At 67.6% G+C, this 23,533-nt stretch carries 26 protein-coding genes; 11 read left to right on the forward strand and 15 right to left on the reverse strand.

Features of this window, described 5'->3' with window-relative positions:
- The first annotated feature begins 11 nt into the window (after positions 1 to 11).
- The 4 genes from dapE to BU28_RS0101415 are packed head-to-tail and all read left to right on the forward strand — an operon-like array spanning position 12 to position 3,496.
- The gene (gene dapE / locus BU28_RS0101400; RefSeq protein WP_036761737.1) at positions 12 to 1,151 is read left to right on the forward strand and encodes a succinyl-diaminopimelate desuccinylase; all 1,140 of its coding nucleotides are present in this window, start codon (positions 12 to 14) and stop codon (positions 1,149 to 1,151) included.
- Positions 1,148 to 1,567, forward strand: coding sequence for a GNAT family N-acetyltransferase (locus BU28_RS0101405; protein WP_028717857.1), 420 nt, complete (start codon positions 1,148 to 1,150; stop codon positions 1,565 to 1,567). Before dapE ends, BU28_RS0101405 begins: the two co-directional genes overlap by 4 nt.
- Positions 1,564 to 2,067 carry a hypothetical protein gene (locus tag BU28_RS21755; protein WP_036761738.1) on the forward strand — a complete coding sequence of 168 codons (504 nt, stop codon included), beginning with the start codon at positions 1,564 to 1,566 and terminating at the stop codon, positions 2,065 to 2,067. The genes BU28_RS0101405 and BU28_RS21755 overlap by 4 nt, the downstream gene beginning before the upstream one ends.
- Before the next feature lie 49 nt (positions 2,068 to 2,116).
- On the forward strand, positions 2,117 to 3,496 hold the full coding sequence (locus BU28_RS0101415) for a glutamate--cysteine ligase (RefSeq protein WP_028717858.1): 1,380 nt from the start codon (positions 2,117 to 2,119) through the stop codon (positions 3,494 to 3,496).
- Positions 3,497 to 3,560: 64 nt separating this feature from the next.
- Here the strand turns inward: BU28_RS0101415 and BU28_RS0101420 are convergent, their stop codons facing one another.
- The 6 genes from BU28_RS0101420 to BU28_RS26185 all read right to left on the reverse strand — a co-directional run bounded on the left by BU28_RS0101420 (position 3,561) and on the right by BU28_RS26185 (position 6,888).
- Positions 3,561 to 3,986: a DUF2852 domain-containing protein gene (locus BU28_RS0101420; RefSeq protein ID WP_028717859.1), complete on the reverse strand. Its 426-nt coding sequence runs from the start codon at positions 3,984 to 3,986 to the stop codon at positions 3,561 to 3,563.
- Between the two features lie 86 nt (positions 3,987 to 4,072).
- Positions 4,073 to 4,681 carry a TetR/AcrR family transcriptional regulator gene (locus BU28_RS0101425; protein ID WP_028717860.1) on the reverse strand — a complete coding sequence of 203 codons (609 nt, stop codon included), beginning with the start codon at positions 4,679 to 4,681 and terminating at the stop codon, positions 4,073 to 4,075.
- 9 nt (positions 4,682 to 4,690) lie between these two features.
- Positions 4,691 to 4,981 (reverse strand): HPr family phosphocarrier protein, encoded by a 291-nt coding sequence (locus BU28_RS0101430; RefSeq protein ID WP_036761739.1) that lies wholly within the window; start codon positions 4,979 to 4,981, stop codon positions 4,691 to 4,693.
- Complete coding sequence (locus tag BU28_RS0101435; RefSeq protein WP_028717862.1) at positions 4,978 to 5,403, reverse strand: PTS sugar transporter subunit IIA; 426 nt, start codon at positions 5,401 to 5,403, stop codon at positions 4,978 to 4,980. The genes BU28_RS0101430 and BU28_RS0101435 overlap by 4 nt, the downstream gene beginning before the upstream one ends.
- A gap of 18 nt (positions 5,404 to 5,421) precedes the next feature.
- Positions 5,422 to 6,375, reverse strand: coding sequence for an RNase adapter RapZ (gene rapZ, locus BU28_RS0101440; RefSeq protein ID WP_028717863.1), 954 nt, complete (start codon positions 6,373 to 6,375; stop codon positions 5,422 to 5,424).
- Between the two features lie 72 nt (positions 6,376 to 6,447).
- Positions 6,448 to 6,888: an HPr kinase/phosphorylase gene (locus BU28_RS26185; protein ID WP_036761740.1), complete on the reverse strand. Its 441-nt coding sequence runs from the start codon at positions 6,886 to 6,888 to the stop codon at positions 6,448 to 6,450.
- A gap of 213 nt (positions 6,889 to 7,101) precedes the next feature.
- On the opposite strand from BU28_RS26185, the gene BU28_RS0101450 reads away from it, so the two are divergent.
- Positions 7,102 to 8,700 carry a phosphoenolpyruvate carboxykinase gene (locus BU28_RS0101450; RefSeq protein ID WP_028717865.1) on the forward strand — a complete coding sequence of 533 codons (1,599 nt, stop codon included), beginning with the start codon at positions 7,102 to 7,104 and terminating at the stop codon, positions 8,698 to 8,700.
- Positions 8,701 to 8,921: 221 nt separating this feature from the next.
- On the opposite strand, the gene rnr is transcribed toward BU28_RS0101450, so the two are convergent.
- The 7 genes from rnr to BU28_RS0101485 all read right to left on the reverse strand — a co-directional run bounded on the left by rnr (position 8,922) and on the right by BU28_RS0101485 (position 17,608).
- The gene (gene rnr, locus BU28_RS0101455) at positions 8,922 to 11,186 is read right to left on the reverse strand and encodes a ribonuclease R (protein ID WP_028717866.1); all 2,265 of its coding nucleotides are present in this window, start codon (positions 11,184 to 11,186) and stop codon (positions 8,922 to 8,924) included.
- A 44-nt stretch (positions 11,187 to 11,230) separates the two neighbouring features.
- Positions 11,231 to 11,461 (reverse strand): formate dehydrogenase subunit delta, encoded by a 231-nt coding sequence (locus BU28_RS0101460; RefSeq protein WP_028717867.1) that lies wholly within the window; start codon positions 11,459 to 11,461, stop codon positions 11,231 to 11,233.
- Between the two features lie 3 nt (positions 11,462 to 11,464).
- Positions 11,465 to 12,265, reverse strand: coding sequence for a formate dehydrogenase accessory sulfurtransferase FdhD (fdhD, locus tag BU28_RS0101465; RefSeq protein ID WP_028717868.1), 801 nt, complete (start codon positions 12,263 to 12,265; stop codon positions 11,465 to 11,467).
- A gap of 1 nt (position 12,266) precedes the next feature.
- Positions 12,267 to 15,146, reverse strand: a complete 2,880-nt coding sequence (gene fdhF / locus BU28_RS0101470) for a formate dehydrogenase subunit alpha (protein WP_028717869.1) — start codon at positions 15,144 to 15,146, stop codon at positions 12,267 to 12,269.
- Positions 15,143 to 16,669 (reverse strand): NADH-ubiquinone oxidoreductase-F iron-sulfur binding region domain-containing protein, encoded by a 1,527-nt coding sequence (locus BU28_RS0101475; RefSeq protein WP_028717870.1) that lies wholly within the window; start codon positions 16,667 to 16,669, stop codon positions 15,143 to 15,145. The genes fdhF and BU28_RS0101475 overlap by 4 nt, the downstream gene beginning before the upstream one ends.
- A complete protein-coding gene (locus tag BU28_RS0101480) occupies positions 16,666 to 17,145 on the reverse strand; it encodes a formate dehydrogenase subunit gamma (protein WP_028717871.1) in 480 nt (159 codons plus the stop codon). Before BU28_RS0101480 ends, BU28_RS0101475 begins: the two co-directional genes overlap by 4 nt.
- Positions 17,146 to 17,293: 148 nt before the next feature.
- On the reverse strand, positions 17,294 to 17,608 hold the full coding sequence (locus BU28_RS0101485) for a DUF1476 domain-containing protein (protein WP_028717872.1): 315 nt from the start codon (positions 17,606 to 17,608) through the stop codon (positions 17,294 to 17,296).
- A 146-nt stretch (positions 17,609 to 17,754) separates the two neighbouring features.
- On the opposite strand from BU28_RS0101485, the gene purC reads away from it, so the two are divergent.
- The 3 genes from purC (at position 17,755) to BU28_RS0101500 (ending at position 19,734) form a co-directional block, all read left to right on the forward strand.
- On the forward strand, positions 17,755 to 18,519 hold the full coding sequence (gene purC / locus BU28_RS0101490) for a phosphoribosylaminoimidazolesuccinocarboxamide synthase (RefSeq protein WP_028716635.1): 765 nt from the start codon (positions 17,755 to 17,757) through the stop codon (positions 18,517 to 18,519).
- Between the two features lie 10 nt (positions 18,520 to 18,529).
- Positions 18,530 to 18,781, forward strand: coding sequence for a phosphoribosylformylglycinamidine synthase subunit PurS (gene purS / locus BU28_RS0101495; RefSeq protein WP_028717873.1), 252 nt, complete (start codon positions 18,530 to 18,532; stop codon positions 18,779 to 18,781).
- A gap of 77 nt (positions 18,782 to 18,858) precedes the next feature.
- Positions 18,859 to 19,734, forward strand: a complete 876-nt coding sequence (locus BU28_RS0101500; protein WP_028717874.1) for a LysR family transcriptional regulator — start codon at positions 18,859 to 18,861, stop codon at positions 19,732 to 19,734.
- A 7-nt stretch (positions 19,735 to 19,741) separates the two neighbouring features.
- Here the strand turns inward: BU28_RS0101500 and BU28_RS0101505 are convergent, their stop codons facing one another.
- Both BU28_RS0101505 and BU28_RS0101510 read right to left on the reverse strand, forming a co-directional pair.
- On the reverse strand, positions 19,742 to 20,245 hold the full coding sequence (locus BU28_RS0101505; RefSeq protein WP_028717875.1) for a PaaI family thioesterase: 504 nt from the start codon (positions 20,243 to 20,245) through the stop codon (positions 19,742 to 19,744).
- Positions 20,246 to 20,686, reverse strand: a complete 441-nt coding sequence (locus BU28_RS0101510) for a PaaI family thioesterase (protein WP_051577665.1) — start codon at positions 20,684 to 20,686, stop codon at positions 20,246 to 20,248.
- Positions 20,687 to 20,816: 130 nt separating this feature from the next.
- Here BU28_RS0101510 and BU28_RS0101515 point away from each other — a divergent pair, with 130 nt between their 5' ends.
- The 3 genes from BU28_RS0101515 (at position 20,817) to BU28_RS0101525 (ending at position 23,491) form a co-directional block, all read left to right on the forward strand.
- Positions 20,817 to 21,215 (forward strand): MerR family transcriptional regulator, encoded by a 399-nt coding sequence (locus BU28_RS0101515; protein ID WP_028717877.1) that lies wholly within the window; start codon positions 20,817 to 20,819, stop codon positions 21,213 to 21,215.
- Positions 21,216 to 21,299: 84 nt separating this feature from the next.
- Positions 21,300 to 21,689 (forward strand): MerR family transcriptional regulator, encoded by a 390-nt coding sequence (locus BU28_RS0101520; protein ID WP_028717878.1) that lies wholly within the window; start codon positions 21,300 to 21,302, stop codon positions 21,687 to 21,689.
- Positions 21,690 to 21,712: 23 nt separating this feature from the next.
- The gene (locus tag BU28_RS0101525; protein WP_028717879.1) at positions 21,713 to 23,491 is read left to right on the forward strand and encodes an acyl-CoA dehydrogenase C-terminal domain-containing protein; all 1,779 of its coding nucleotides are present in this window, start codon (positions 21,713 to 21,715) and stop codon (positions 23,489 to 23,491) included.
- Positions 23,492 to 23,533 lie beyond the last annotated feature (42 nt).

Genomic DNA, 23,533 nt, shown 5'->3' on the forward strand with positions numbered 1-23,533 from the left:
AAGGACATGCCATGATCGACCCCGCCCGCCTGACCGCCGATCTGATCCGCTGCCCCTCGGTCACGCCCGAGGAAGGCGGCGCGCTGACCCTGCTGGACGGCGTCCTGGCCGGCGCGGGCTTCGAATGCCACCGCGTGGACCGGAACGGAACGCCGAACCTGTTCGCACGCTGGGGCGCCAAGGGGGCGGCACGGAGCTTCGGCTTCAACGGCCATACCGACGTGGTCCCGCCCGGCGACCCCGCCAGTTGGACCCACCCACCCTTCTCGGGGGCCGAGGTCGACGGCTGGATCTGGGGCCGGGGCGCCACCGACATGAAATCGGGCGTCGCGGCCTTTGTCGCGGCGGCGGTCGAATTCGTGACCCGGACCCCGCCCGACGGCGCCGTGGTCCTGGCCATCACCGGGGACGAGGAAGGGCCCAGCCGCGACGGCACGCTGGCGCTGCTGGACTGGATGGCCCGGAACGGCGAGCGGATGGATGTCTGCATCGTGGGCGAGCCGTCGAACCCCGACCGCTTGGGCGAGATGATCAAGATCGGCCGGCGCGGCTCGATGACGCTCCATATCGAGGCGCGGGGCGTGCAGGGACACGCCGCCTATCCGGACCGGGCGCGCAACCCGATCCACGCGCTGATCCGGCTGCTGGGCGATCTGACCAGCCAGCCGCTGGACCAGGGGACGGCGCATTTCGACCCGTCCGGCCTGCAGGTGACGACCGTGGACTGCGGCAACCCGGCCACGAACGTCATCCCCGAGACGGCGCGCGCCAGCGTGAACATCCGCTTCAACGACGCGCATACCTCCGCCAGCCTTCAGGCGATGATCCGCGACAAGGCTGCGGCGATCTCGGCGCAGACGGGCGTGGGGCTGGACATCCGGGCCCAGGTTTCGGGCGAAAGCTTCCTGACCGCGCCCGGCCCCTTCGTCGATCTGGTGGCGGGCGTCGTGCGCGCGGAAACCGGGCTTGACCCGGTGCTCTCCACCTCGGGCGGGACCTCGGACGCGCGCTTCGTCAAGGATCATTGCCCGGTCCTTGAATTCGGCCTGGTCGGCCATTTCATGCACCAGGTCGATGAACGGGTTCCCGCCGATCAGGTGCGCGACCTGTCCCGGATCTATCGCCGCATTCTGGAGCGCTATTTCGCATGAAGATCGAACGCACCGAGGACCTCGAGACCTGCCGCGCCATCCGCCGCGTCGTCTTTGTCCAGGAACAGAACGTCCCCGAGGACGAGGAGTGGGACGGGCTGGACGGCGCGGCGATCCACCTGCTGGCCCGCGACGACCAGGGCGCCGCGGTCGGGACCGCGCGCATCCTGCTGGCCGACGGCACCGGCAAGATCGGGCGGGTCGCCGTTCTGAAACCGGCGCGCGGCACCGGCGCGGGCGCGGCGCTGATCCGGGCGGCGCTGGCCGAGTTGCGCGCCCTGCCCGGCGTCACCCGTGCCAAGCTGGGCGCCCAGACCCATGCCATCGGGTTTTACGAAAAGCTGGGCTTTGCCGCCTATGGTCCGGAATACGACGATGCGGGGATCCGGCATCGCGACATGGCGCTGACGCTTTGATCCGGCCTGAACTGCGGCCCTATCGCGAAACCGTGGCGGCCCTGGTCGCGACGGGCCTGGGGCTTTGGGTGTTTTCGCGGGGCGGCTGGGTGTTCTGGCCGCTGGGCGCGCTGATCGCCGGGGCCTCGGCGCTCTGGGCGCTGGACGCCTGGCGGCGGCTGCGCTTTCGCAGCCGGGCGACCGCGCCGGGCGTCGTGGAACTGGACGAAGGCGCGATCCGCTACCTGTCCCCCGACCGCCTGCTGGGCGGCGAGATCGCGCTGCGCGACCTGTCCGAAATCCGCCTGCTGCGGCTGAACGGGCGGGCGCATTGGCGGCTGAAAAGCCTGGACGGGCAGGCGCTGCTGGTGCCGGTCGATGCGCGCGGCGCCGAGGGGCTGGCCAGCGCCTTTGCCGCGCTGCCGGGTGTGGACATGGGCCGCATCTCGGCCGCGCTGAAGGCGGACGGACCGACCATGCAGACCCTTTGGACCAGGAACAATCACCCCCGCTTGACTTGACGCGCCAGCCTTGCCACCTGTGGCGGGCTAGGCAGATGAAAGGCCACCGATGTCCATTCCTCAACAGGGCGGCGGCCCGATCGAACGACCCGAGCAACTGGCGGAGTACATCGCCTCGGGCGAGAAACCCAAGGACCGCTGGCGCATCGGAACCGAGCACGAGAAGTTCGGCTATCGCCATTCCGACCTGATGCCCCTGCCCTATGACGCGCCCGCCGGCCAGCCTTCGGTCAAGGCCATGCTGGAAGGCTTGCGCGACCGCTTCGGCTGGACCCCTGTGCTGGAAGCCGGCCATATCATCGGGCTGGAGCGCGACGGCGCCAATGTCAGCCTGGAGCCGGGCGGGCAACTGGAACTGTCCGGCGCCCCGGTCGAGACGATCCACCAGACCTGCGACGAGGTGAACGGCCACCTGGCCGAGGTGCGCGAGATCGCCGACAAGCTGGGCGCGGGCTTTATCGGCCTGGGCGCCGCGCCGGTCTGGAGCCAGGACCAGATGCCGATGATGCCCAAGGGCCGCTATCGGCTGATGACCGATTACATGGGCCGGGTCGGCACGCTGGGCACGCAGATGATGTATCGCACCTGCACCGTGCAGGTGAACCTGGACTTTGCCAGCGAAGCCGACATGGTCCAGAAGCTGCGCGTCGCGCTGGCCCTGCAACCCGTCGCCAATGCGCTGTTCGCCAATTCGCCCTTCCTCGACGGCAAGCCGAACGGCTGGAAAAGCTGGCGCGCCCATATCTGGCAGAACCTGGACGCGGCGCGCACCGGCATGCTGCCCTTCGCCTTCCAGGACGGCATGGGTTATGAACGCTGGGTCGACTATGTTCTTGATGTTCCGATGTATTTCGTCTATCGCGACGGCAAGTACATCGACGCGCTGGGACAGAGCTTCCGCGATTTCCTGAACGGCCGCCTGCCCGCCCTGCCGGGCGAGGTGCCGACACTGTCGGACTGGGCCGACCACCTGACCACCGTCTTCCCCGAGGCGCGCGTCAAGAAATTCATCGAGATGCGCGGCGCGGACGGCGGCCCCTGGCGGCGGCTTTGCGCCCTGCCCGCGCTGTGGGTCGGGCTGATCTATGACCAGTCGGCACTGGATGCGGCCTGGGATCTGGTCAGGGGCTGGGACGCCGAAACCCGCGAGGCCTGGCGGCGCGAGGCGGGCCTCAAGGCGCTGGACGCCGAGGTCGGCGGCACCCGGATGCGCGATCTGGCGCGCGAGGTTCTGGCGATTTCCGAAGCCGGGCTCAAGGCCCGCGCCCGCGCGGGCAGCGGCGGGCTGGTCCCGGACGAGACGCATTTCCTGAACGCGCTGAAGGAAAGCGTGGACAGCGGCACGGTCCCGGCCGACGAGATGCTGGCGAAATACCACGGCGAATGGCAGGGTGACCTGAACCGGATCTACGCCGAATATTCCTATTGAGGACCGTCTGCCGAATGACAAAGGGGCCGGGTCATCCCCGGCCCCATTTTGCCCTTGTGGGGCGTCAGGCCTGCGGTTCGGGCGGCTCGCCCCGGCTGGCCATGAACTGGTCGAACTCGGCCTTGTCGCGGGCTTCGCGCAGCTTTTGCAGGAAGTCCAGGAACTCGCGGTGCTCGTCCTCAAGCCGCTTCAGCGTTTCGTCGCGATAGGCGTCGAAGGCGGCGTTGCCGGTCGGCGCGCCCGGGTGGCGGCCCATGCGGCGGGCGCTGCCGTAGCGGTCATGGCAGGTATGGCGGCAGGAAAACATGCGCTTGCTCCAGATCATGTAGCCAAGGATGGCCAGCCCCACGGGCCAGCAAAAGACAAAGCCCAGGATCATGGCAAAGATCCAGGCGGGCTTGCCGCGGTCGTCCAGCCAGTCCCGGACCCCGGCCAGGGCAAGGCCGATCCGGTCCATGACGGACGGTTGCGGGACGATATTCGTGTTCATGGGCATTCCCCCTGTATGTGAATGTTAATCACATTTACATAGATGGAGCGCCCAGGCCCGGCGTCAATATGCGCCGGCCAAAAAATTCAGTCGGGAATGACGCCCAGCCCGCGCAGATAGATCAGCGCCCCGCTTTCCAGCATGTCCTCGGCCGAAATGGGCGAGCGGCCGCCGGGCTTGCCCCGGCCGAACAGCTCGACCACGCCATGGCTGAGCGCCCAGATGTGATCGGCGACCATGCCCGCCGGGGGACGGGGCGCGGCACTGCGCTGGAACAAGGCTTCGGCGGCGGTGACCAGCACGCCGCGGGCCCGGTCGGCGGCCTGCGTCAGCGCGGCATTGCCGGTGATCGAGATGCCGGATTCGAACATCGCGATATAGAACCCGCGCCGTTCCGCCGCAAAGCGCAGATAGGCCCGCCCCATGTTCAGAAAGGCCGCGAGCGGGCTGGCCCGCCCCACCGCCAGGGCCGCCTCGAGCCGCTCGGCGAACTCCTCGAACCCCTGGCGGGCGACTTCTTCCAGCAACTCGTCGCGGCCGGCGAAATGGCGATAGGGCGCTGCGGCGCTGACCCCGGCCAGCCGGGCGGCCTCGGCCAGGGTGAAGGCCTGCGGGCCCTTCTCCTCGATCAGACGGACGGTCGCCTCGACCAGGGCATGGCGCAGATTGCCGTGATGATACGAGCTGCGGGTCACGGGCGCAGCTTACATGCCTTCGCCGAAATAGTCCCCGACAAGCATGCGCAGCGCCTCGGCCAACTGGCGGGCCTGCGTTCCTTGGGTGGTAACGCGGATGGTGCTGCCACGCGGCGCGGTCAGCATCAGAAGCCCCATGATGGAATCGCCCGACACGCTGATGCCGTCCTTTTCGACGGTGGCCGTCGCCTCGAAACGCTCGACCGTTTCGACGAACTTGGCGCTGGCCCGCGCGTGCAGGCCCTTTTCGTTGATGATCGGCAGGTCCAGGATCACGGGACCGATGCTGGTGTCATTCATGAGACGGCGCGGCTGGGAACGGGGATGATGTCGGCGGGTAGAACGTCGTAGCTGTTGATGTATTTTCGCCCGGCGTCCTTGGCAAGCGATACCGCATCCGCCACCGACAGCTTGCGCGACTTGGCCAGCTTGACCAACATCGGCAGGTTCGCGCCATAAAGGATCGAGCGGTTGCGCGCATGACAGGCCATCAGCGACAGGTTCGAGGGCGAGCCCCCGAACAGGTCCGTGACCACGACAACGCCGTCCCCGGTATCGACGGAATCGGCCGCGGCGCAGATTTCGGCCTGCTTTTCGCCGCGGTCATGATTCTCCTCGATGGTGACGGCGCGAATCCCCGATTGCGGACCCACGACATGTTCGACAGCCGAGAGATATTCCCGCGCAAGACCGCCATGAGCCACGATGACAATTCCGATCAACTTTCCCACCACGAAGCGTCAGCCATGCATCGACGCTGTCACCGGGCGGGAGGCTGTTGCCAAACCTTCATCCGCGGGTGCCGGCGCCTTGTCACGGCGTTCAAGTTCCCTATGCCTAATTGACACTTGCCAGCCTGCTTTCGCAATCGCGTCTGCCATTTTTTCCGCCATTGTGACGGAACGATGTTGCCCGCCGGTGCAGCCGAAACCGATCACCAGATGGGCCTTGCCCTCCTCAAGATGGGCGGGCAGCGCGAAAAGCACAAGATCGCGCACCCTGTCGAAAAACTCGGCGAATCGCGGATCGCGGGCGACATAGTCCTGCACCGGGCCGTCGCGGCCATCCAGCGGGCGAAGCGCCGGCTCCCAATGCGGGTTGGCCAGGAAGCGGCAGTCGAACATCATGTCGACCCCGCGTGGCGCTCCGCGTTTATATGAAAACGACTGGACCGAGACAGTCAGCCGGCGCCCCGGCTCGGTGTCGAACCAGCGGGCGAGTTCGGCCTTGAGATCGTGCGGCGACAGGTCCGAGGTATCGACCAGCACGTCGGCCCGCGCGCGCAGCGGCGCCAGGATCTCGCGCTCGGCCAGGATGGCGTCAAGGGGGGCGCCTTCGCCGCGCAGCGGATGACGGCGGCGGGTTTCATTGAACCGTCGCAAAAGCTGCTCGGTCGCGCAGTCCAGAAACAGCAGGACGGGTTCATAATCCGGCAACCGGGTCAGCCGGTCGACCAGTTCGATCACGCTTGCGACGGAAAAGTCACGGTTGCGCACGTCCAGCCCCAGCGCCAGCGGCGTCGGCCGCGCCGGTCCGTCCAGCAGGCGCGGGATCAGCGACAGCGGCAGGTTGTCGATCGCCTCATAGCCCAGGTCCTCGAGCACGTTGATCGCCGTCGAGCGCCCCGCCCCCGAAGGGCCGGTGACAAGGACCAGTCTTTGCGTCGGGTCCTGCGGCTTGGTGTCGTTGGTCATGCGGATCATCGTCAACACGAAGGGGGGCGTCGCGGGTCTGGGCTCCATTGGGGGTGCGACAGGAGGCCGCGGTCAAGGACGATCCCGGTCCCAGCGGCCAGACTTGAGATATTGCAACAGTACTGGTGCAAGATGAACACGCCCCCGGCCCAGCACAAGGGGAAGGTGCAGGCCGGCCAGATCAAGTTTTCTGTGAATAGGCAGGCGGTCGGGCTCGTCCTGGTCCAGGTCCACGGCCAGGGCCAGGGGAACGGGTCCGGCAGGGTCGGCGGACAGGATGCCCACGCCCCGCGCCTCGATCCGGCCCAGGATGGCAGGCGGGCAATCGGCCAGGATCCGGTCCGATTCGCGCCGCACCAGCACCCGGTCATCGGCCACAAGCGCGCAACCGAATGCCATCATTTCAAGCGCAAGGCAGGACTTGCCTGCACCCGAGGCCCCCAGGATCAGCAGCCCCCGCCCCTGGAAGGCCACGCAGGACGCATGCAACATGATGACAGGTTGATCATCCATCGGCTGAAACCTTCCCTGTTTCCCTGGTCAAAACGACGGGTTTTGACGCCAGCGCAGGCGCGTAAGCCAGCGATTAGGCAAATGTTGGCGATAACATCCCCTGGTTGCGCTAAACCTGACCATAAGTGCGCTTTCGTCATGCTTCCGCCATGCTATAGCACGGCTCAACGGCCGGGCGATCCCGGCCCGGCGATCATCAGGAGCTTACAGTCCATGTCCGAACCGCGCGTCAATCCGAATTGCCGTCTCGACGATCAAGGGATCTCGGGGCTTGGCACGGTCCACTACAACCTGCTTGAACCCGCCCTGATCGAGGCGGCCATCGCGCGCGGCGAAGGCAAGCTGGGCCTGGGCGGCAGCTTCCTGGTGTCGACCGGGTCGCATACCGGCCGCTCGCCCAAGGACAAGCACGTGGTCCGCACCCCGGGGGTCGAGGACTCGATCTGGTGGGAAAACAACAAGCCGATGGCGCCCGAGGCGTTCGACCGGCTTTACGCGGACATGCTGGACCACATGAAGGGCAAGGAATACTTCGTCCAGGACCTGTTCGGCGGCGCTGATCCGGCGCTGCGCCTGGACGTGCGCGTGGTGACCGAACTGGCCTGGCACGGGCTTTTCATCCGCCACCTGCTGCGCCGTCCCGATGCCGCCGAACTGGCTGATTTCGTCCCCGAATTCACCATCATCAACTGCCCAAGCTTCAAGGCCGACCCGGAACGCCACGGCTGCCGGTCTGAAACCGTGATCGCCCTGAACTTCGAGAAGAAGCTGATCCTGATCGGCAACACCGCCTATGCCGGCGAGAACAAGAAGTCGGTCTTTACCCTGCTGAACTACATCCTGCCGGAAAAGGGCGTGATGCCGATGCACTGCTCGGCCAACCACGCCATCGGCAACCCGGACGACGCCGCGATCTTCTTCGGCCTGTCGGGCACCGGCAAGACCACGCTGTCGGCCGACCCCTCGCGCACGCTGATCGGCGATGACGAACACGGCTGGTCGGATCACGGCATCTTCAACTTCGAGGGCGGCTGCTACGCCAAGACCATCAACCTGTCGGCCGAGGCCGAGCCGGAAATCTACGCCACCTGCTTCAAGTTCGGCACCGTGGTCGAGAACATGGTCTATGACCCCGAGACGCTGGAACTGGACTTCGAGGACAACTCGATCACCGACAACATGCGCTGCGCCTATCCGCTGGAGCAGATCTCGAACGCCTCCGAAACCTCGCTGGGCGGCATGCCGAAGAACGTCATCATGCTGACCTGCGATGCCTATGGCGTGCTGCCCCCGATCGCGCGGCTGACCCCGGCGCAGGCGATGTATCACTTCCTGTCGGGCTTCACCTCCAAGACCCCGGGCACCGAGGTGGGCGTGGTCGAGCCGACCCCCACCTTCTCGACCTGCTTCGGCGCGCCCTTCATGCCGCGCCGCCCCGAAGTCTACGGCAAGCTTCTGCAGGAAAAGATCGCCCAGACCGGCGCGACCTGCTGGCTGGTCAACACCGGCTGGACCGGCGGCGCCTTTGGCACCGGCAAGCGGATGCCGATCAAGGCGACCCGCGCCCTGCTGACCGCCGCGCTGGACGGTTCGCTGAACGATGCCCAGTTCCGCAAGGACCCGAACTTCGGCTTCGAGGTTCCCGTCTCGGTTCCCGGCGTCGACGACACACTGCTGGACCCGCGCCAGACCTGGGCCGACGCCTCGGCCTATGACGCCCAGGCTCAGAAGCTGGTCGGCATGTTCAGCGACAACTTCGCCCAGTACGCCGACAAGATCGACGACGACGTTAAAGCGGCCGCCATCGGCTGATCCCCAAGGCGCGCCGGATTGAGGGGGCGGTCCGCTGGGCCGCCCTTTTTCTTGCGTCACCGCCGCCGGGGGCTTTGCGCCCCCGTCAGCCTGCGGCTGACTCCCCCGCAGGATATTTGAACAAGAAAGAAGCCCGAAAGCAGGCCCGGAATCCTGCCCCGTCCTTCACTGTTTTCCAAATACCCTGGGGGAGCGCGGAACGCGCGGGGGCGAAGCCCCCTTTACCTGTCGCGCCGCACCCGGCGACGCTTTTGCGCCCGCTTGACCTCGGCCAGGCGCGCTTGCGTGGCGCGCTTGCGCATCGGGCCCTTGCCCCTGCCGCGCGTGCCCGAGCCCTGCGGCAGCGGCCGGCCCTCGACCTCGAGCAGTTCCAGCATCAGGCCGCCGGTCAGCGGCACGGCTTCGGACAGGCGCACGGTGACGCGCTGGCCGATGCCGATCTCCAGCCCGGTTTCCGAGCCCATCAGCACCTGCGCATCCGGGTCGTAATGGAAATATTCGCGCCCGATCTCGCGGATCGGCAGCAGCCCGTCGGCGCCGGTTTCATCCAGCCGCACGAAGGCGCCGAACTTCTGCACGCCCGAGACGCGGCCGGTAAACTCGGCCCCGACCCGATCGGCCAGATAGGCGGCCAGATAGCGGTCAGTGGTGTCGCGTTCCGCCGCCATCGAGCGCCGCTCGGTCTCGGAAATCTGCTTGGCGGTTTCGGACAGGTTCTGGATATCCCACTGCGACAACCCGTCGTCGCCCCATTTGTGGCCGGTAATCAGCGCACGATGGACGATCAGGTCGGAATAGCGGCGGATGGGCGAGGTGAAATGCGCGTAGGATCGCAGCGCCAGTCCGAAATGGCCGTAGTTTTCCGGGTGGTAATAGGCCTGCTGCATGGAACGCAGCGCGGTCATGTTGATCAGTTCGTCGAAATCCGAACCCTCGGCCTGTTCCAGCAGCCGGTTCAGATGGCGCGTCTGCAGGACCTGCCCCTTGGCCAGCGTAAAGCCCGACGCCTCGGCCACCTCGCGCAGCGCGTCCAGCTTTTCCAGCGTGGGCTCCTCGTGCACGCGATAGAGCAGCGGCCGGCGCAGGCGCTCCAGTTCCTCGGCGGCAGCGACGTTCGCCAGCACCATGAATTCCTCGATCAGGCGGTGGGCGTCGAAGCGCTCGCGAAAATTGACCGATTTCACCCGCCCGTCGGGGGTCAGGATGATCTTGCGTTCGGGCAGGTCCAGTTCCAGCGGCTGGCGGCGGGCGCGCGCGGCCTTCAGCAGGCCATAGGCATGCCACAGCGGGCGGATCACGCTGTCGATCAGGGGTGCCGTCGCCTGATCCGGGTTGTCGTCCGCCGCCGCCTGCGCCTGTTCATAGCTGAGGCTTGCCGCCGAATGCATCATGGCGCGGTGGAACGTGTGGCTGACCTTGTTGCCCTGAGCGTCGAGCCGCATCCGGACGGCGATCACCGGCCGGTCCACACCTTCGTGCAGGGAACAAAGATCGCCTGACAGGATGTCGGGCAGCATCGGCACCACCCGGTCGGGGAAATAGGTCGAATTGCCGCGCTGCCGCGCCTCGCGGTCCAGCGCGCTGCCGGGGCGGACGTAATGCGCCACATCGGCGATGGCGACCCAGATGTCGGCGCCGCCGTCGTCGCGGATCTCGGCCGCCACGGCATCGTCGTGGTCGCGCGCGTCCGAGGGGTCGATGGTGACAAGCGGCAGATGGCGCAGGTCCTCGCGTCCCTTCATGGTCGCGGGCGTCTGGGCATCGGCTTCGGCAATCACCGCGTCGGGGAAATCGTCGGGGATCCCGTGCTGGTGGATGGCGATCAGGCTGACCGCGCGCGGGGCCGAGGGGTCGCCCAGCCGTTCGACGATCCGGGCCGTCGGCAGGCCCAGGCGGCCGCGCGGGCCGATCTGCTCGGCCTCGACCAGTTCGCCGTTCCGGGCGCCATGCACCTCGCGCGCGGGGACCGACCATTCCTTGTCGCTGCCCTTGTCGATAGGCAGGATGCGGCCGCCGGCCTCGGGGCTGGCGCCGGCACGAAAGATGCCGACGACCCGGTGGCTGACCGTGCCGATGCGGCGGATCAGCCGGGCCTGATAATCGTGATCCTCGCCCCGCGTCTCGATCAGCCGGGCCAGGATACGGTCGCCGGGTGCCAGGGCGGGATCGGATTTCAGCGCCGCGTAAAGGATGCGCGGCATCGGCCCGTCGCCCTGAGATTCCATCGGACGCGCAAAGATGTCGCCGTCCTTGTCGGGCGGCAGCAGTTGCACCACCGTCACCGGCGGCAGCTTTTCGGCGTCGTGATAATGGCGGCGGCGGCGCTCCAGAACGCCCTCGCCCTCAAGCTCCTTCAGCAGGCGCTTGAGTTCGATGCGCTCGGCCCCCTTGATGCCGAAGGCCTTGGCGATGTCGCGCTTGGCGGTGGCGTCGGGATGGGCCGCAACCCAGTCGAGAATCTGTTGTCGGGACGGTAGCTGTGCCATGCGGTCAGGCTAGCACGGCCCCCGGCGGCGCGGCAGGGGCAAAATCAGGCCGCGTCGGTGGCGGGCAGGCGTACCAGGTCCGCGGCTTCGCGCACGATCGGATCGGCCTCGGCGCCCGAGCGGATCAGGGCCACGAAATCGCGCCGCATCACCGGCGCCCAGTTGTCGTTGATATGCGCCGCCACCGCCTGGGCCGCCGGGCGGTCGGGCTGGTTGCGAAAGAAATCGGCCATCTGCTTGGCCATGCGGATCAGCTTTGTCGTGTCGTAATGCATGTGTCAGGGTCCGGCGATGCGGTGGGGATGGGTGTAAAGGTCGAAACTGTCGCCCCGCGCGCGGGCGATCAGGGTCAGGCCGGCGCGATCGGCCCATTGCAGGGCAAGGCCGGTGGGGGCGCTGGCACCGATCAGGACCGGCGCCCCGATGCGGGCGGCCTTTTGCACCAGATCGACCGACAGGCGCGAGGACATGACGATGGCCCCCTGCCCCGGATCGGTTCCGCTGGCGGCAAGCGCGCCGGCCAGCTTGTCCAGCGCATTGTGGCGGCCGACATCCTCGCGCACCAGGGCCGCGCGGCCGTCCCAGAAGGCGGCGCCGTGGATCGCCGGCGTGTCGCGGCGCAAGGCCTGGCCCCGGTCCAGGCCGGCCATGGCGCGGGCCACATCTTCGGGCGGCATGGTCCAGCGGCTTTCGACGGGCACCACGGCCGGCAGGGCCGCCGCGATGCTGTCGACGCCGCAGAGGCCGCAGCCGACCGGGCCGACCATGCTGCGGCGGCGCTCCGCCAGGCCGGCAGCCAGGCCGGGGCGCAGCCAAAGCCGCGCCTCGCGCGCGGAAAAGCCGCCGGCCTCGACCTCGGCTTCCTCGAAGTCCAGCACATCGGCGGGGCTGGCGATCAGCCCCTCGGTCAAGGCAAAGCCCAGGGCGAAATCGTGCAGGTCATGCGGCGTCGCCATCAGCACCGCCTGGCTCATGCCGTCGATGACGATGGCGACCGGCGTTTCCTGGGGGCTGGGCGGCGGGGCGGCGTGATGCCAGCCGCCGCCGTCCCAGCGCATGACACCGCTGCCGTCGCGCATGTCACTCGGCGGCTTGGGGCAGGATGCGGCGCGACAGGTCGGAATGGGCCCGATACTCCTCTTGCCAGTCCGACGGGCCGTTCGAGGGGCTGACCTGCACGGCCGTCACCTTGAATTCGGGACAGTTGGTGGCCCAGTCGGAATTGTCCGTGGTCACCACATTGGCCTGGGTCGTCGGATGATGGAAGGTGGTATAGACCACCCCCGGCGCCACCCGCTCGGTGATCTGCGCCCGCAGCGTGGTGTCGCCCGAACGCGAGGCCACCCGCACCCAGTCGCCGGTCCGAACGCCCCGGTTTTCCGCGTCCGAGGGATGGATCTCCAGGATATCCTCGGGGTGCCAGGCTACGTTGTCGGTGCGCCGGGTCTGGGCGCCGACGTTGTACTGCGACAGGATCCGCCCCGTCGTCAGCAGCAGCGGGAAGCGGGCGCCGGTGCGTTCCTCGGTCGCGACATATTCGGTGTGGATGAACTTGCCCTTGCCGCGCACGAAGCCGTCGATGTGCATCAGGGGCGTGCCCAGGGGCGCCGCCTCGTTGCAGGGCCATTGCACCGAGCCCTCGCGCTCCAGCAGGTCATAGGTCACGCCGGCAAAGCTGGGCGTGGTCAGGGCGATTTCCGCCATGATCTCGCGCGGGTGTTGATAGCTCCAGTTCCCGCCCAGGCGGTTGGCCAGCATCTGGGTGATCTGCCAGTCCTCGTAGCCGTTCTTGGGCGTCATCGCCCGGTTCACCAGGTTGATGCGGCGTTCGGCATTGGTGAAGGTACCGTCCTTTTCCAGGAAGGACGAGCCCGGCAGGAAGACATGGGCGTAGTTCGAGGTCTCGTTCAGGAACAGGTCGTGGACGATGACGATGTCCATCGCCGAAAGCGCGCTGGTGACATGGCGGGTGTCCGGGTCGGACTGCACAATATCCTCGCCCTGGCAGTAAAGCCCGCGGAAGCGGCCGGCCAGGGCCTCGTCGAACATGTTCGGGATGCGCAGCCCCGGTTCGGGCGACAGCTCCACCCCCCAGACGCGCTGGTAAAGCGCCCGCGTTTCCGGGTCCGAGACATGGCGGTAGCCCGGATATTCGTGCGGGAACGACCCCATGTCGCAGGAGCCCTGCACGTTGTTCTGGCCGCGCAGCGGGTTCACGCCGGTGCCCGGCACGCCGATGTTGCCGCACATCATCGCAAGGTTGGCGATGGCCATGACCGTGGTCGAGCCCTGCGAATGTTCGGTCACGCCCAGCCCGTAATAGATGCTGGCGCGGGGCGCCGCCGCATAGGCGCGGGCCGCCTTGCGGATCAGTTCGGCCGGAACCTTCGAAAGCTTCTCGACCTCTTCGGGGGAATGCTTGGGGTCCAGTACGAATTCGGCATAGGCCAGGAATTCGTCCCAGTCGCATTTCGCGCGGATGAACGCCTCGTCATAAAGCTTCTCGGCCACGATCACATGGGCCAGCGAGGTGACGACGGCGACGTTCGTGCCCGGGCGCAGCGGCAGATGCAGGCCTGGGCCCATGTGCGGCGTGTGCAGCAGGTCGATCTCGCGCGGGTCGATCACGATCAGCCCGGCGCCCTGGCGCAGCCGCTTGCGCAGGCGCGAGCCAAAGACCGGATGCCCGTCGGTCGGGTTCGCGCCGATGACCAGCGCCAGGTCGGTTTCCTCGACCGAGTCGAAGTCATGCGTCCCGGCCGAGGTGCCGAAGGCGGTCTTCAGCCCGTAGCCGGTCGGCGAATGGCAGACGCGTGCACAGGTGTCGGTGTTGTTGTTGCCAAAGACCGCGCGGGCGAGCTTCTGGACCAGATAGGTTTCCTCATTGGTGCAGCGCGACGAGGTGATGACGCCGATGCTGTCGCGGCCATGATCGGCCTGCGCCCGGTGCAGCCGGTCGGCGGCGAAACCCAGCGCCTCGTCCCACGACACCACACGCCAGGGATCGGTGATCTTGTCGCGGATCATCGGCTCCAGCTTGCGGTCCTGGTGCGTGGCATAGCCCCAGGCGAAACGGCCCTTGACGCAGGAATGGCCGCGGTTGGCCTTGCCGTCCATCGACGGCACCATGCGCACGACTTCCTCGCCGCGCATATGCACATCAAAGGAACAGCCGACGCCGCAATAGGCGCAGGTGGTCTTGACGATATGCTCGGGCGTGCCGATCTCGATCACCTTGTTCTCGATCAGCGTGGCGGTCGGGCAGACCTGCACGCAGGCGCCGCAGGACACGCAGTCCGAGCTGAGGAAGCTGTCGGACTCCATCCCCGCCGAAACGCGGCTGTCGAAGCCGCGCCCCTCGATGGTCAGGGCGAAGGTGCCCTGCACCTCTTCGCAGGCACGCACGCAGCGCGAACAGACGATGCATTTCGCAGGGTCGAAGGTGAAATAGGGGTTCGACTGGTCCTTGGGCCGGTATTCGGGGTTCGGCCCCTCGGCCGTGCGCCGGGCGAAATGGTTCTTGCCCGGCTCATAGCGGACCTCGCGCAGGCCCACGGCGCCGGCCATGTCCTGCAGCTCGCAATCGCCATTCGCCGCGCAGGTCAGGCAGTCCAGCGGATGGTCCGAGATATAAAGCTCCATCACGCCCTTGCGGATGGTGGCGATTTCGTCGGTCTGGGTATGGACGACCATGCCCTCGGCCACCGGGGTCGTGCAGGACGCCGGCGTGCCGCGCATGCCTTCGATCTGCACGACGCACAGCCGGCACGAGCCGAAGGCGCTGACGTGATCCGTCGCACAAAGCTTCGGGACCGAGATCCCGGCCACTGCGGCGGCGCGCATGACGCTGGTGCCGGCCGGGACGGAAACCGGAATGCCGTCGACCAGCAGGTTCACCGTGACATCGGACCTGACCGCCGGGGTGCCCATATCGCGGCTGGGGATGATGAAGTCCTTCATTCTGCGGCCTCCTTACGGGGTTCGCTGCGCCCGCTGAATTCGTCGGGGAAATGGGTCAGGGCGGACATGACCGGGAAGGGCGCAAAGCCCCCCAAGGCGCACAGCGAGCCCCATTTCATCGTATTGCACAGGTCCTTGAGGATGGGGATGCCGTCCTGATCGCCCGATGCGATGCGGTCGATGGTTTCCACCCCGCGCACCGAGCCGATGCGGCAGGGCGTGCATTTGCCGCAGGACTCGACGGCGCAGAACTCCATCGCGAAGCGTGCGAGCTTCAGCATGTCGGCGCTGTCGTCGAAGACGGTGATGCCGGCGTGGCCCAGCAGCGCATCCTTGGCGCCCAGTTCCTCATAGCCGAAGGGCACGTCGAAGTTCCAATGCGGCACATAGGCGCCCAAGGGGCCGCCCACCTGCGCCGCCTTGACCGGACGACCGCTGGCAGTGCCGCCGCCGATCTCCTCGATGATCTGGCGCAGCGTCATGCCGAAGGGCGCCTCGAACAACCCGCCGTGCCTGACATTGCCCGACAGCTGGATCGGGATCGTGCCCTTGGACCGGCCGATGCCGAGCTTCGCATACTCCGCCCCGCCATGCGCCAGGATCCAGGGCACCGTCGCCAGCGAAATCAGGTTGTTGACGACCGTCGGACGGCCCAGGAACCCTTCCAGCGCCGGAATGGGGGGCTTGGCGCGCACGGTGCCGCGCTTGCCTTCCAGGCTGTTCAGCAGGCTGGTTTCCTCGCCGCAGACATAGGCGCCGGCCCCGACCCGCACCTCCATGTCGAAGGCATGGCCCGAGCCCAGCACCGACTGGCCCAGGATGCCGGCCTGCCGGGCCTTGCCGATGGCCGCCTCCAGCACGCGGATGCTGTCGGGGTATTCGCTGCGGCAGTAGACATAGCCCTGCACCGCGCCGACCGCGATGCCGGCGATGGCCATGCCCTCGACCAGGACCAGCGGGTCGCCCTCCATGATCATGCGGTCGGCGAAACTGCCGCTGTCGCCTTCGTCGGCGTTGCAGACGATGTATTTCCGCGCCGCGGGCGCGCCGGCCACCGTCTTCCACTTGATGCCGGTCGGGAAACCCGCGCCGCCGCGCCCGCGCAGGCCGGATTCGCTGACCTCGGCCACGATGGCCTCGGGGCCCATGCCGATGGCGCGGCGAAGGCCGTCAAGCCCGCCATGCGCCTGATACTCCTCGACCGACAGCGGGTCGATGACGCCGACACGCGCGAAGGTCAGCCGCGCCTGGGCCTTCATCCAGGGCAGGTCCTCGACCGGACCCAGCGCCAGCGGATGATCGGCGCCGGTCCGCAGCGCCGCGACCAGCCCCGGCACGTCCTCCGCCTCGACCGGACCATAGCCGTAACGCAGGCCATCGCGCTCGACCTCGACCAGCGGCTCAAGCCAGATCATGCCGCGAGTGCCGTTGCGGGTGACAGTGAAATCCTGCGCCAGCGCGGCTGCGACCGCGTCGGCACCCAGCGCCTTGGCGGCGGCGTCCAGAGGAACCCAGACCCTCATGCGCCCGCCTCCGCCACCATCCGCGTGACCTTGGCGAGCGTGGCCCGGCCCAGCAGCCGCTCGCCCATCTGGGCCGAGGGCGCGCAGGCGCAAAGCCCCAGGCAGAACACCGGCTCCAGCGTCAGCCGCCCGTCCGGCGTGGTTTCGTGAAAGTCGATCCCCAGCGCGGCCCGCACCTGGTCGGCCAGCGCATCGGCGCCCATGGACTGGCAGGCCTCGGCCCGGCACAGCCGCAGCACATGGCGCCCCGAGGGGTGGTCGCGGAAATCGTGGTAGAAGCTGACGACGCCATGCACCTCGGCCCGGGTCAGTCCAAGCGCCTCGGCGATGACCGGCTGCGCCTCTTCGGGGACATAGCCCCATTCGGCCTGGATGTCGTGCAGGATGGGCAGCAGCGGCCCTTCGCGGCCCTGGTGGGCCACCAGGATCTGGTCGAGGCGTTCGAGAAAATCAGCGGAAGGCGCTGTGGCGGTCATGGCTGGGTCGATCCGGGCTCATTCGTTTCCGGCCAGATTAGGCTGCAACGATAGCCGAAACAATCGCAATATACCGTTCCATGATTGATGTTATCTATCAAGCTGCATGGAAAAATGCCCCGGCCAAGACCGGGGCGCTGTCGAAAGGTCAGGTTTCGTGCAGGATCTGCTGGCGCGCGGTCAGCCGCAATTCGGCCATCTTGGCGCGGATCGCCGGTTCGTCCACCTTGCCTTCCAGGTCGGCGGCCAGCTTGCGGAACACGTCCTCGTCGCCCGGCTCGGCGAAGTCCGAGGTCACGACCGTCAGCGCATAGGCCCGCGCCTCGTCCCCGGTCTTGCCCAGCACGCCTGCGGCCCATTCGCCCAAAAGACGGTTGCGCCGCGCCTCTGCCTTGAAGTTCAGTTCGGCATCCCGGGCAAACTTCGCCTCGTAGGAACGTTCGCGATCGTCGAAAGTGGTCATGAAGCTCTCCGGCATGACGGCTTGTGGTCCTGGGATCAGGATAGGACCGGGCGGGGCGGCATCGCAACCCCGTATTGCCCCGGACCCCGTTTCTGGCCTATAGGCCAAGAAAGAACGGTTACCTTGCGGACGGGAGAACGCGCAGCATGGCACCAAGGCGCAAGAAGATCTACGAGGGCAAGGCCAAGATCCTGTACGAAGGCACCGAGCCGGGTACCCTGATCCAGTACTTCAAGGACGATGCCACCGCCTTCAACGCGCAGAAAAAGGCGACCATCGAGGGCAAGGGCGTGCTGAACAACCGCCTGTCCGAGTTCTTCATGACCGGGCTGACCAACATCGGCGTGCCGAACCACTTCATCCGCCGCATCAACATGCGCGAGCAGCTGGTGCGCCAGGTCGAGATCATCCCGCTGGAGGTGATCGTGCGCAACTTCGCCGCCGGCTCGATCGCCAAGCGCCTGGGCATGGAGGAAGGCACCCCCCTGCCCCGGCCGATCGTCGAATACAGCTTCAAGAACGACGAACTGGGCGATCCCTTCGTGTCCGAGGAGTACATCATCGCCTTCGGCTGGGCATCCCAGCAGGACCTGGACGACATCGTGTCGCTGGCGCTGCGCGTGAACGACTTCCTGTCGGGCGTGTTCTTCGGCGTCGGCATCAAGCTGATCGACTTCAAGATCGAGGTGGGGCGCATCTGGGACGGCGATTTCATGCGCCTGGTCGTCGCCGACGAGATCAGCCCGGATTCCTGCCGGCTGTGGGACGTCAAGACCGGCCAGAAGCTGGACAAGGACGTGTTCCGCCGCGACTTGGGCAGCCTGACCGACGCCTATACCGAGGTGGCGCGCCGGCTGGGCCTGATGCCCGCCAACACCACCTCGCTGACCAAGCCCACGCTGATCAACTGAAAGGCCTGCCATGAAAGCCCGTGTGACCATCATGCTGAAGGACGGCGTCCTGGACCCGCAGGGCGAGGCGATCCGCCATGCGCTGGGGGGCCTGGGCTTTTCCGGCGTCGCGGGCGTGCGCCAGGGCAAGGTGATCGAGCTGGACCTGGCCCCCGAGCTTGCGTCAGGCGATGCCGAGGCGGCACGGGCCGAGGTCGCCCGCATGTGCGAAGGCCTGCTGGCCAACACCGTGATCGAGAAATACGCGGTCGAGATCGTCTGAACCGCTGCGCCGGGGGCTTCGCGCCCCCGGACCCCCGCGGGATATTTGGACAAGAAAGAAGAACGGGAGGGCTGTCCGTGATCGACAAGCTGTCCATGTTCATGGTGCTGGCGCGCGAAGAGCATTTCGGCCGCGCCGCCGAGGCGCTGGGCATCACCCAGCCCAGCCTGTCATCCGCCATAAAGGCGCTGGAGGAGCAGCTGGGCGTGCAGCTGGTGCGGCGCGGCTCGCGCTATCAGGGGCTGACGCCCGAGGGCGAGCGCGTGCTGGACTGGGCCCGGCGCATCGTCGGCGACGCCCGCGCCATGCAATCCGAGATGGAAGCGCGGCGGCGCGGCGTGTCGGGCCTGCTGCGGCTGGGGGTGATCCCGACCGCCATGCCGCGCATCGCCGAACTGACCGGCCCCTTTCTCAAGCGCCATCCGAACGCGGGCGTGTCGATCCTGTCGCGTTCCTCGGACGAGATCCGCGACCAGATCGAGGCGCTGGAACTGGACGCGGGCGTGACCTATCTGGACAGCGAGCCCCTGGGCCGGGTGCAGGTCCTGCCGCTGTACCGCGAGACCTATTGCCTGATTTCGCGCGACGAGGACAGGGGCCCGGTCGGCTGGGCCGAGGCGGCGCGGCGCCCGCTGTGCCTGCTGACCCCCGACATGCAGAACCGCCGCATCGTCACGCGCCATCTGGTCGAGGCCGGGGCCGATGCCATGCCGCGAGTCGAATCGACCTCGATGCTGGCGATCCTGTCGCATGTGGCGACCGGCGACTGGGCCGCGATCCTGCCGCGCAGCCTGGCGCGCGGCCTGCCGCTGCCGCAGGGCGTTTCGGCCCGCGACCTCAGCGGCGAGGGCCATATGGTCGGGCTGGTCACCGCACGGCGCGAGCCCCACCCGCCGCTGGTCGAGGCGCTGATCCGCAATGCCGGGCGCAGCGCGCCCGAGGACGCCGCCTGATCCGGGCTCAGTCGTCCTGCGGCATCAGGAAATGGCCCGTGGCCTGCGCGAACAGGCGCGCGCGCTGGTCCTGCCAGGCCTCGACCTGGACGCTGGCGTAGCGCCGCCCCGAGCGCACCACCCGCGCCCGCGCATAGGCGTCGCGCGGCAGGCCCGGGCGCAGGTAGTCCACCGTGAAGTCGATGGTCTTGGGCAGATGGGGCATCGTTTCGGGGCGCGCGGGATCGGGGGCGATGCGGCCGGCCTCCATGTCCTCCCAGATCGCGCTCCAGGTCAGCTCGACGATGGCCGCGACCTCGAGGAAGGCGGCCGTCACGCCGCCGTGCAGCGCGGGCAGCATGGGATTGCCGATCAGCTTGCCGTCGAAGGGCAGGATGGCCGTCAGCTCGTCCCCCCGGCGGTCGAACCGGATGCCCAGCCAGCGGATGTAGGGCACGCCCGCAAACAGCGCGCTGAGCGTGGCGTTGCGCCGCGACTTGATCGCGGCCAGGGGTTCGTTGCGATCCGTCATCTAGCGCTCGAAGGTGAAGGCGCCGGTGGCCGAGGCCACAGGCCGGCTGTCGTCGTCGTCCGTGGCCCAGGCGCGCACGAAGGCGACCGAGCGCGTGACGTGATAGCATTCGGCCCGCGCGGTGATGCCCTGGCGCGGCGTCGCCGGCCGCATGTAGTCGATCCGCAGGTCGATGGTGGCGGTGGCGGGCGGCCCGTCCGGGTGCGCCATCACGGCTGCGCCGCTGCAGGTGTCCATCAGGGTCGAGATCACGCCGCCATGGATCACGCCGCTGCGCGGATCGCCCACCAGATCGGCGTTCCAGGGCAGGCTGATTGCCGCCCGGCCCGGTCCCAGGTCGTCAAGCCGCATCCCCAGCGCCCGGGCATGGGGGATCGCCTCGATGAACTGGCGCGCGATGCGTCGGCGCTGGTCGGCGCCGGCGTCCTCTGGCTCAAGCATCCTGCCCTCCGCTTGTGGTGGGAACAGGCTAACGGCCATGGGGTTGTGTCACAAGAGGCGGCGCCGCGCCGATGGTTGAGTTTGATGCGACGCCACGTTAGGCTTTATCGACTTTGAACAGGTTCATTGCATGGCTGACAGCGAATTCATCAGTTTCAAGGAGATGTGCGCCCGGTTCGACGTGACCCCCCGCACCCTGCGATACTATGAATACATCGAGCTTCTGAGCCCGCGCAAGGAAGGCCGCTCGCGCTTTTACGGCCCGCGCGAGATCGCCCGGATGAAGCTGATCCTGCGCGGCCGGCGCTTCGGCTTTTCGCTGGAGGACATCCGGCAATGGCTGCTGATCTATGGCGAAAAGGGCACACGCGAACAGTATCGCGTCTGGATCGACCTGGCGACGCGCCAGCTCGAGGTGCTGGCCCAGCAGCGCGACGAGATCGACCAGGCCATCGCCGACCTGCGCGCGCTTAAGGACGAGACCGCGGCGCTGCTGCGCGACATGCCCCAGGACGGCAGCCAGGGCTGACGCAACGTCGTCCCTTACGCGAACGTCAACTTGCCCTATATTCCGTCCTGGGAGTGCCAGCGAGGAGGACGGGAAAGGACAGCCATGGGCGACGATCTGCTGACCATCCGCCAGATGTGCGACGCCTATGACGTGACCCCGCGCACGTTGCGCTTCTACGAATCGCGCGAGCTGATTTTTCCCCAGCGCCAGGGGCAGCACCGGCTGTATTCCCGGCGCGACCGCGCCCGGCTGACGCTGATCCTGCGCGGCAAGCGCTTCGGCTTTTCGCTGGAACAGATCCGCCAGCTTCTTGAACTGTACGACCCGGCCGAACGCAACGTGACCCAGACCCGGGCCACGCTTGTGACGGCGCGCGAACGGCTGGCCGACATGGAGCGCCAGCACCGCGACCTGGCCGGGGCCATCGAGGAATTGCGCCAGCAGATCGCCCAGGGCGAGACCTGGCTGGCAAACCTGAAATCCGGCGCCTGACGGCCCGACGACCCGGAGGAACCATGACGACCTATACCGCCCCCGTGCGCGATATCCAGTTCGTGCTGCATGACGTGCTGAACGTCTCGGCGCAGCCCGTCCCGGGCTACGAAGACCTGGACCGCGACTTCACCCAGGCCGTGCTGGAGGCGGCGGGCAAGCTGGCAGCCGAGGTTCTGGCGCCGCTGAACGCGGTGGGCGACCGTCAGGGTTGCCGGCTGGAAAACGGCGTCGTGCGCACGCCAGAGGGGTTCAAGGCCGCCTTCGACGCGATGCGCGAAGGCGGGTGGACGGCCCTCGACTGCGATCCCGAATACGGTGGCCAGGGCATGCCCTATGTCATGGGCCTGTCGGCGGGCGAATTCTTCAGCGGCGCGAACATGGCCTTCGCCATGTACCAGGGCCTGACCCATGGCGCCTATTCGGCGATCCACGTCCACGGCACCGAGCAGCAGAAGGCGACCTACCTGCCCCGCATGGTCAGCTGCGAATGGACCGGCACCATGAACCTGACCGAACCCCATGCCGGCACCGACCTGGGACTGCTGCGCACCAGGGCCGAGCCGCAGGCGGATGGCAGCTACCGGATCACGGGGCAGAAGATCTTCATCTCGGCCGGCGATCACAACATGGCAGAGAACGTCATCCATCTGGTCCTGGCCAAGGCGCCCGGCGGGGGCGAAGGCACGCGCGGCATCTCGCTGTTCATCGTGCCCAAGTTCCTGGTGAACCCGGACGGCAGCCTGGGCGAGCGCAACGCGCTTTCGGTCGGCAAGATCGAGGAAAAGATGGGCATCCACGGCAATGCCACCTGCGTCATGAACTATGACGGCGCGCAGGGCTGGCTGCTGGGCGAGCTTCACAAGGGCATGAAGGCCATGTTCACCATGATGAACGAGGCACGGATCGGCGTCGGCCTGCAGGGCTATGCCGTGGCCGAGGCCGCCTATCAGGCCGCCGCCGCCTATGCCCGGGACCGGCTGCAGGGCCGCGCCGCGACAGCCGAGGCCAATCCCTCGGGGCCGGCCGATCCGCTGATCGTGCATCCCGACATCCGCCGCAACCTGATGGACCAGAAAAGCTTCGTCGAGGGCGCCCGCGCCTTGGCCACCTGGTGCGCCAGCCTGATCGACCGGAGCCACCGCGCGCAGGACGCCGAGGCCGAAGGGCTGGTGTCGTTGCTGACCCCGGTGGTCAAGGGCTTCCTGACCGACAAGGGGTTCGAGACGGCCGTGCAGGCGCAGCAGGTCTTTGGCGGCCATGGCTATATCGAGGAACAGGGCATGTCCCAGTTCGTCCGCGACACCCGCATCGCCATGATCTACGAAGGCGCGAACGGCGTCCAGGCGCTGGACCTGGTCGGCCGCAAGCTGGCGGCCGAGGGCGGCCGCCCGATCATGGCCTTCTTCGAAGCCGTCAAGGCGGACATCAAGGCACATGAGGGCGATGACGACCTGCGCGCCAGCTTCTGCGAGCCGCTGAAGGCCGCCTCCAAGGACCTGCAGGCGGCAGCCATGTTCTTCATGGAGCAAGGCATGAAGGATCCCGACGCGGCGCTGGCGGGCTCCTATGACTTCATGCACCTGTTCGGCCATGTGGCGTTGGGTCTGATGTGGCTGCGCATGGCGGCGGCCGCCCAGGCGGCTCTGGCCGAGGGCCGGACCGAGCAGGACTTCTATCATGCCAAGCTTGCCACGGGACGCTACTACATGGCCCGCCAGCTGCCGGCGACGGCGATGCACCTGGCGCGCATCCGCTCGGGCGCCAGGCCCGTGATGGCACTGGACGCGGCGCTGTTCTGAAAGGCCCCGGCGGGCACGCGAGAAGGAAAGGTCGCATGGGTA

This window comes from Paracoccus yeei ATCC BAA-599, from assembly GCF_000622145.1.
In the GTDB taxonomy this organism is placed as follows: Bacteria; Pseudomonadota; Alphaproteobacteria; order Rhodobacterales; family Rhodobacteraceae; genus Paracoccus; species Paracoccus yeei.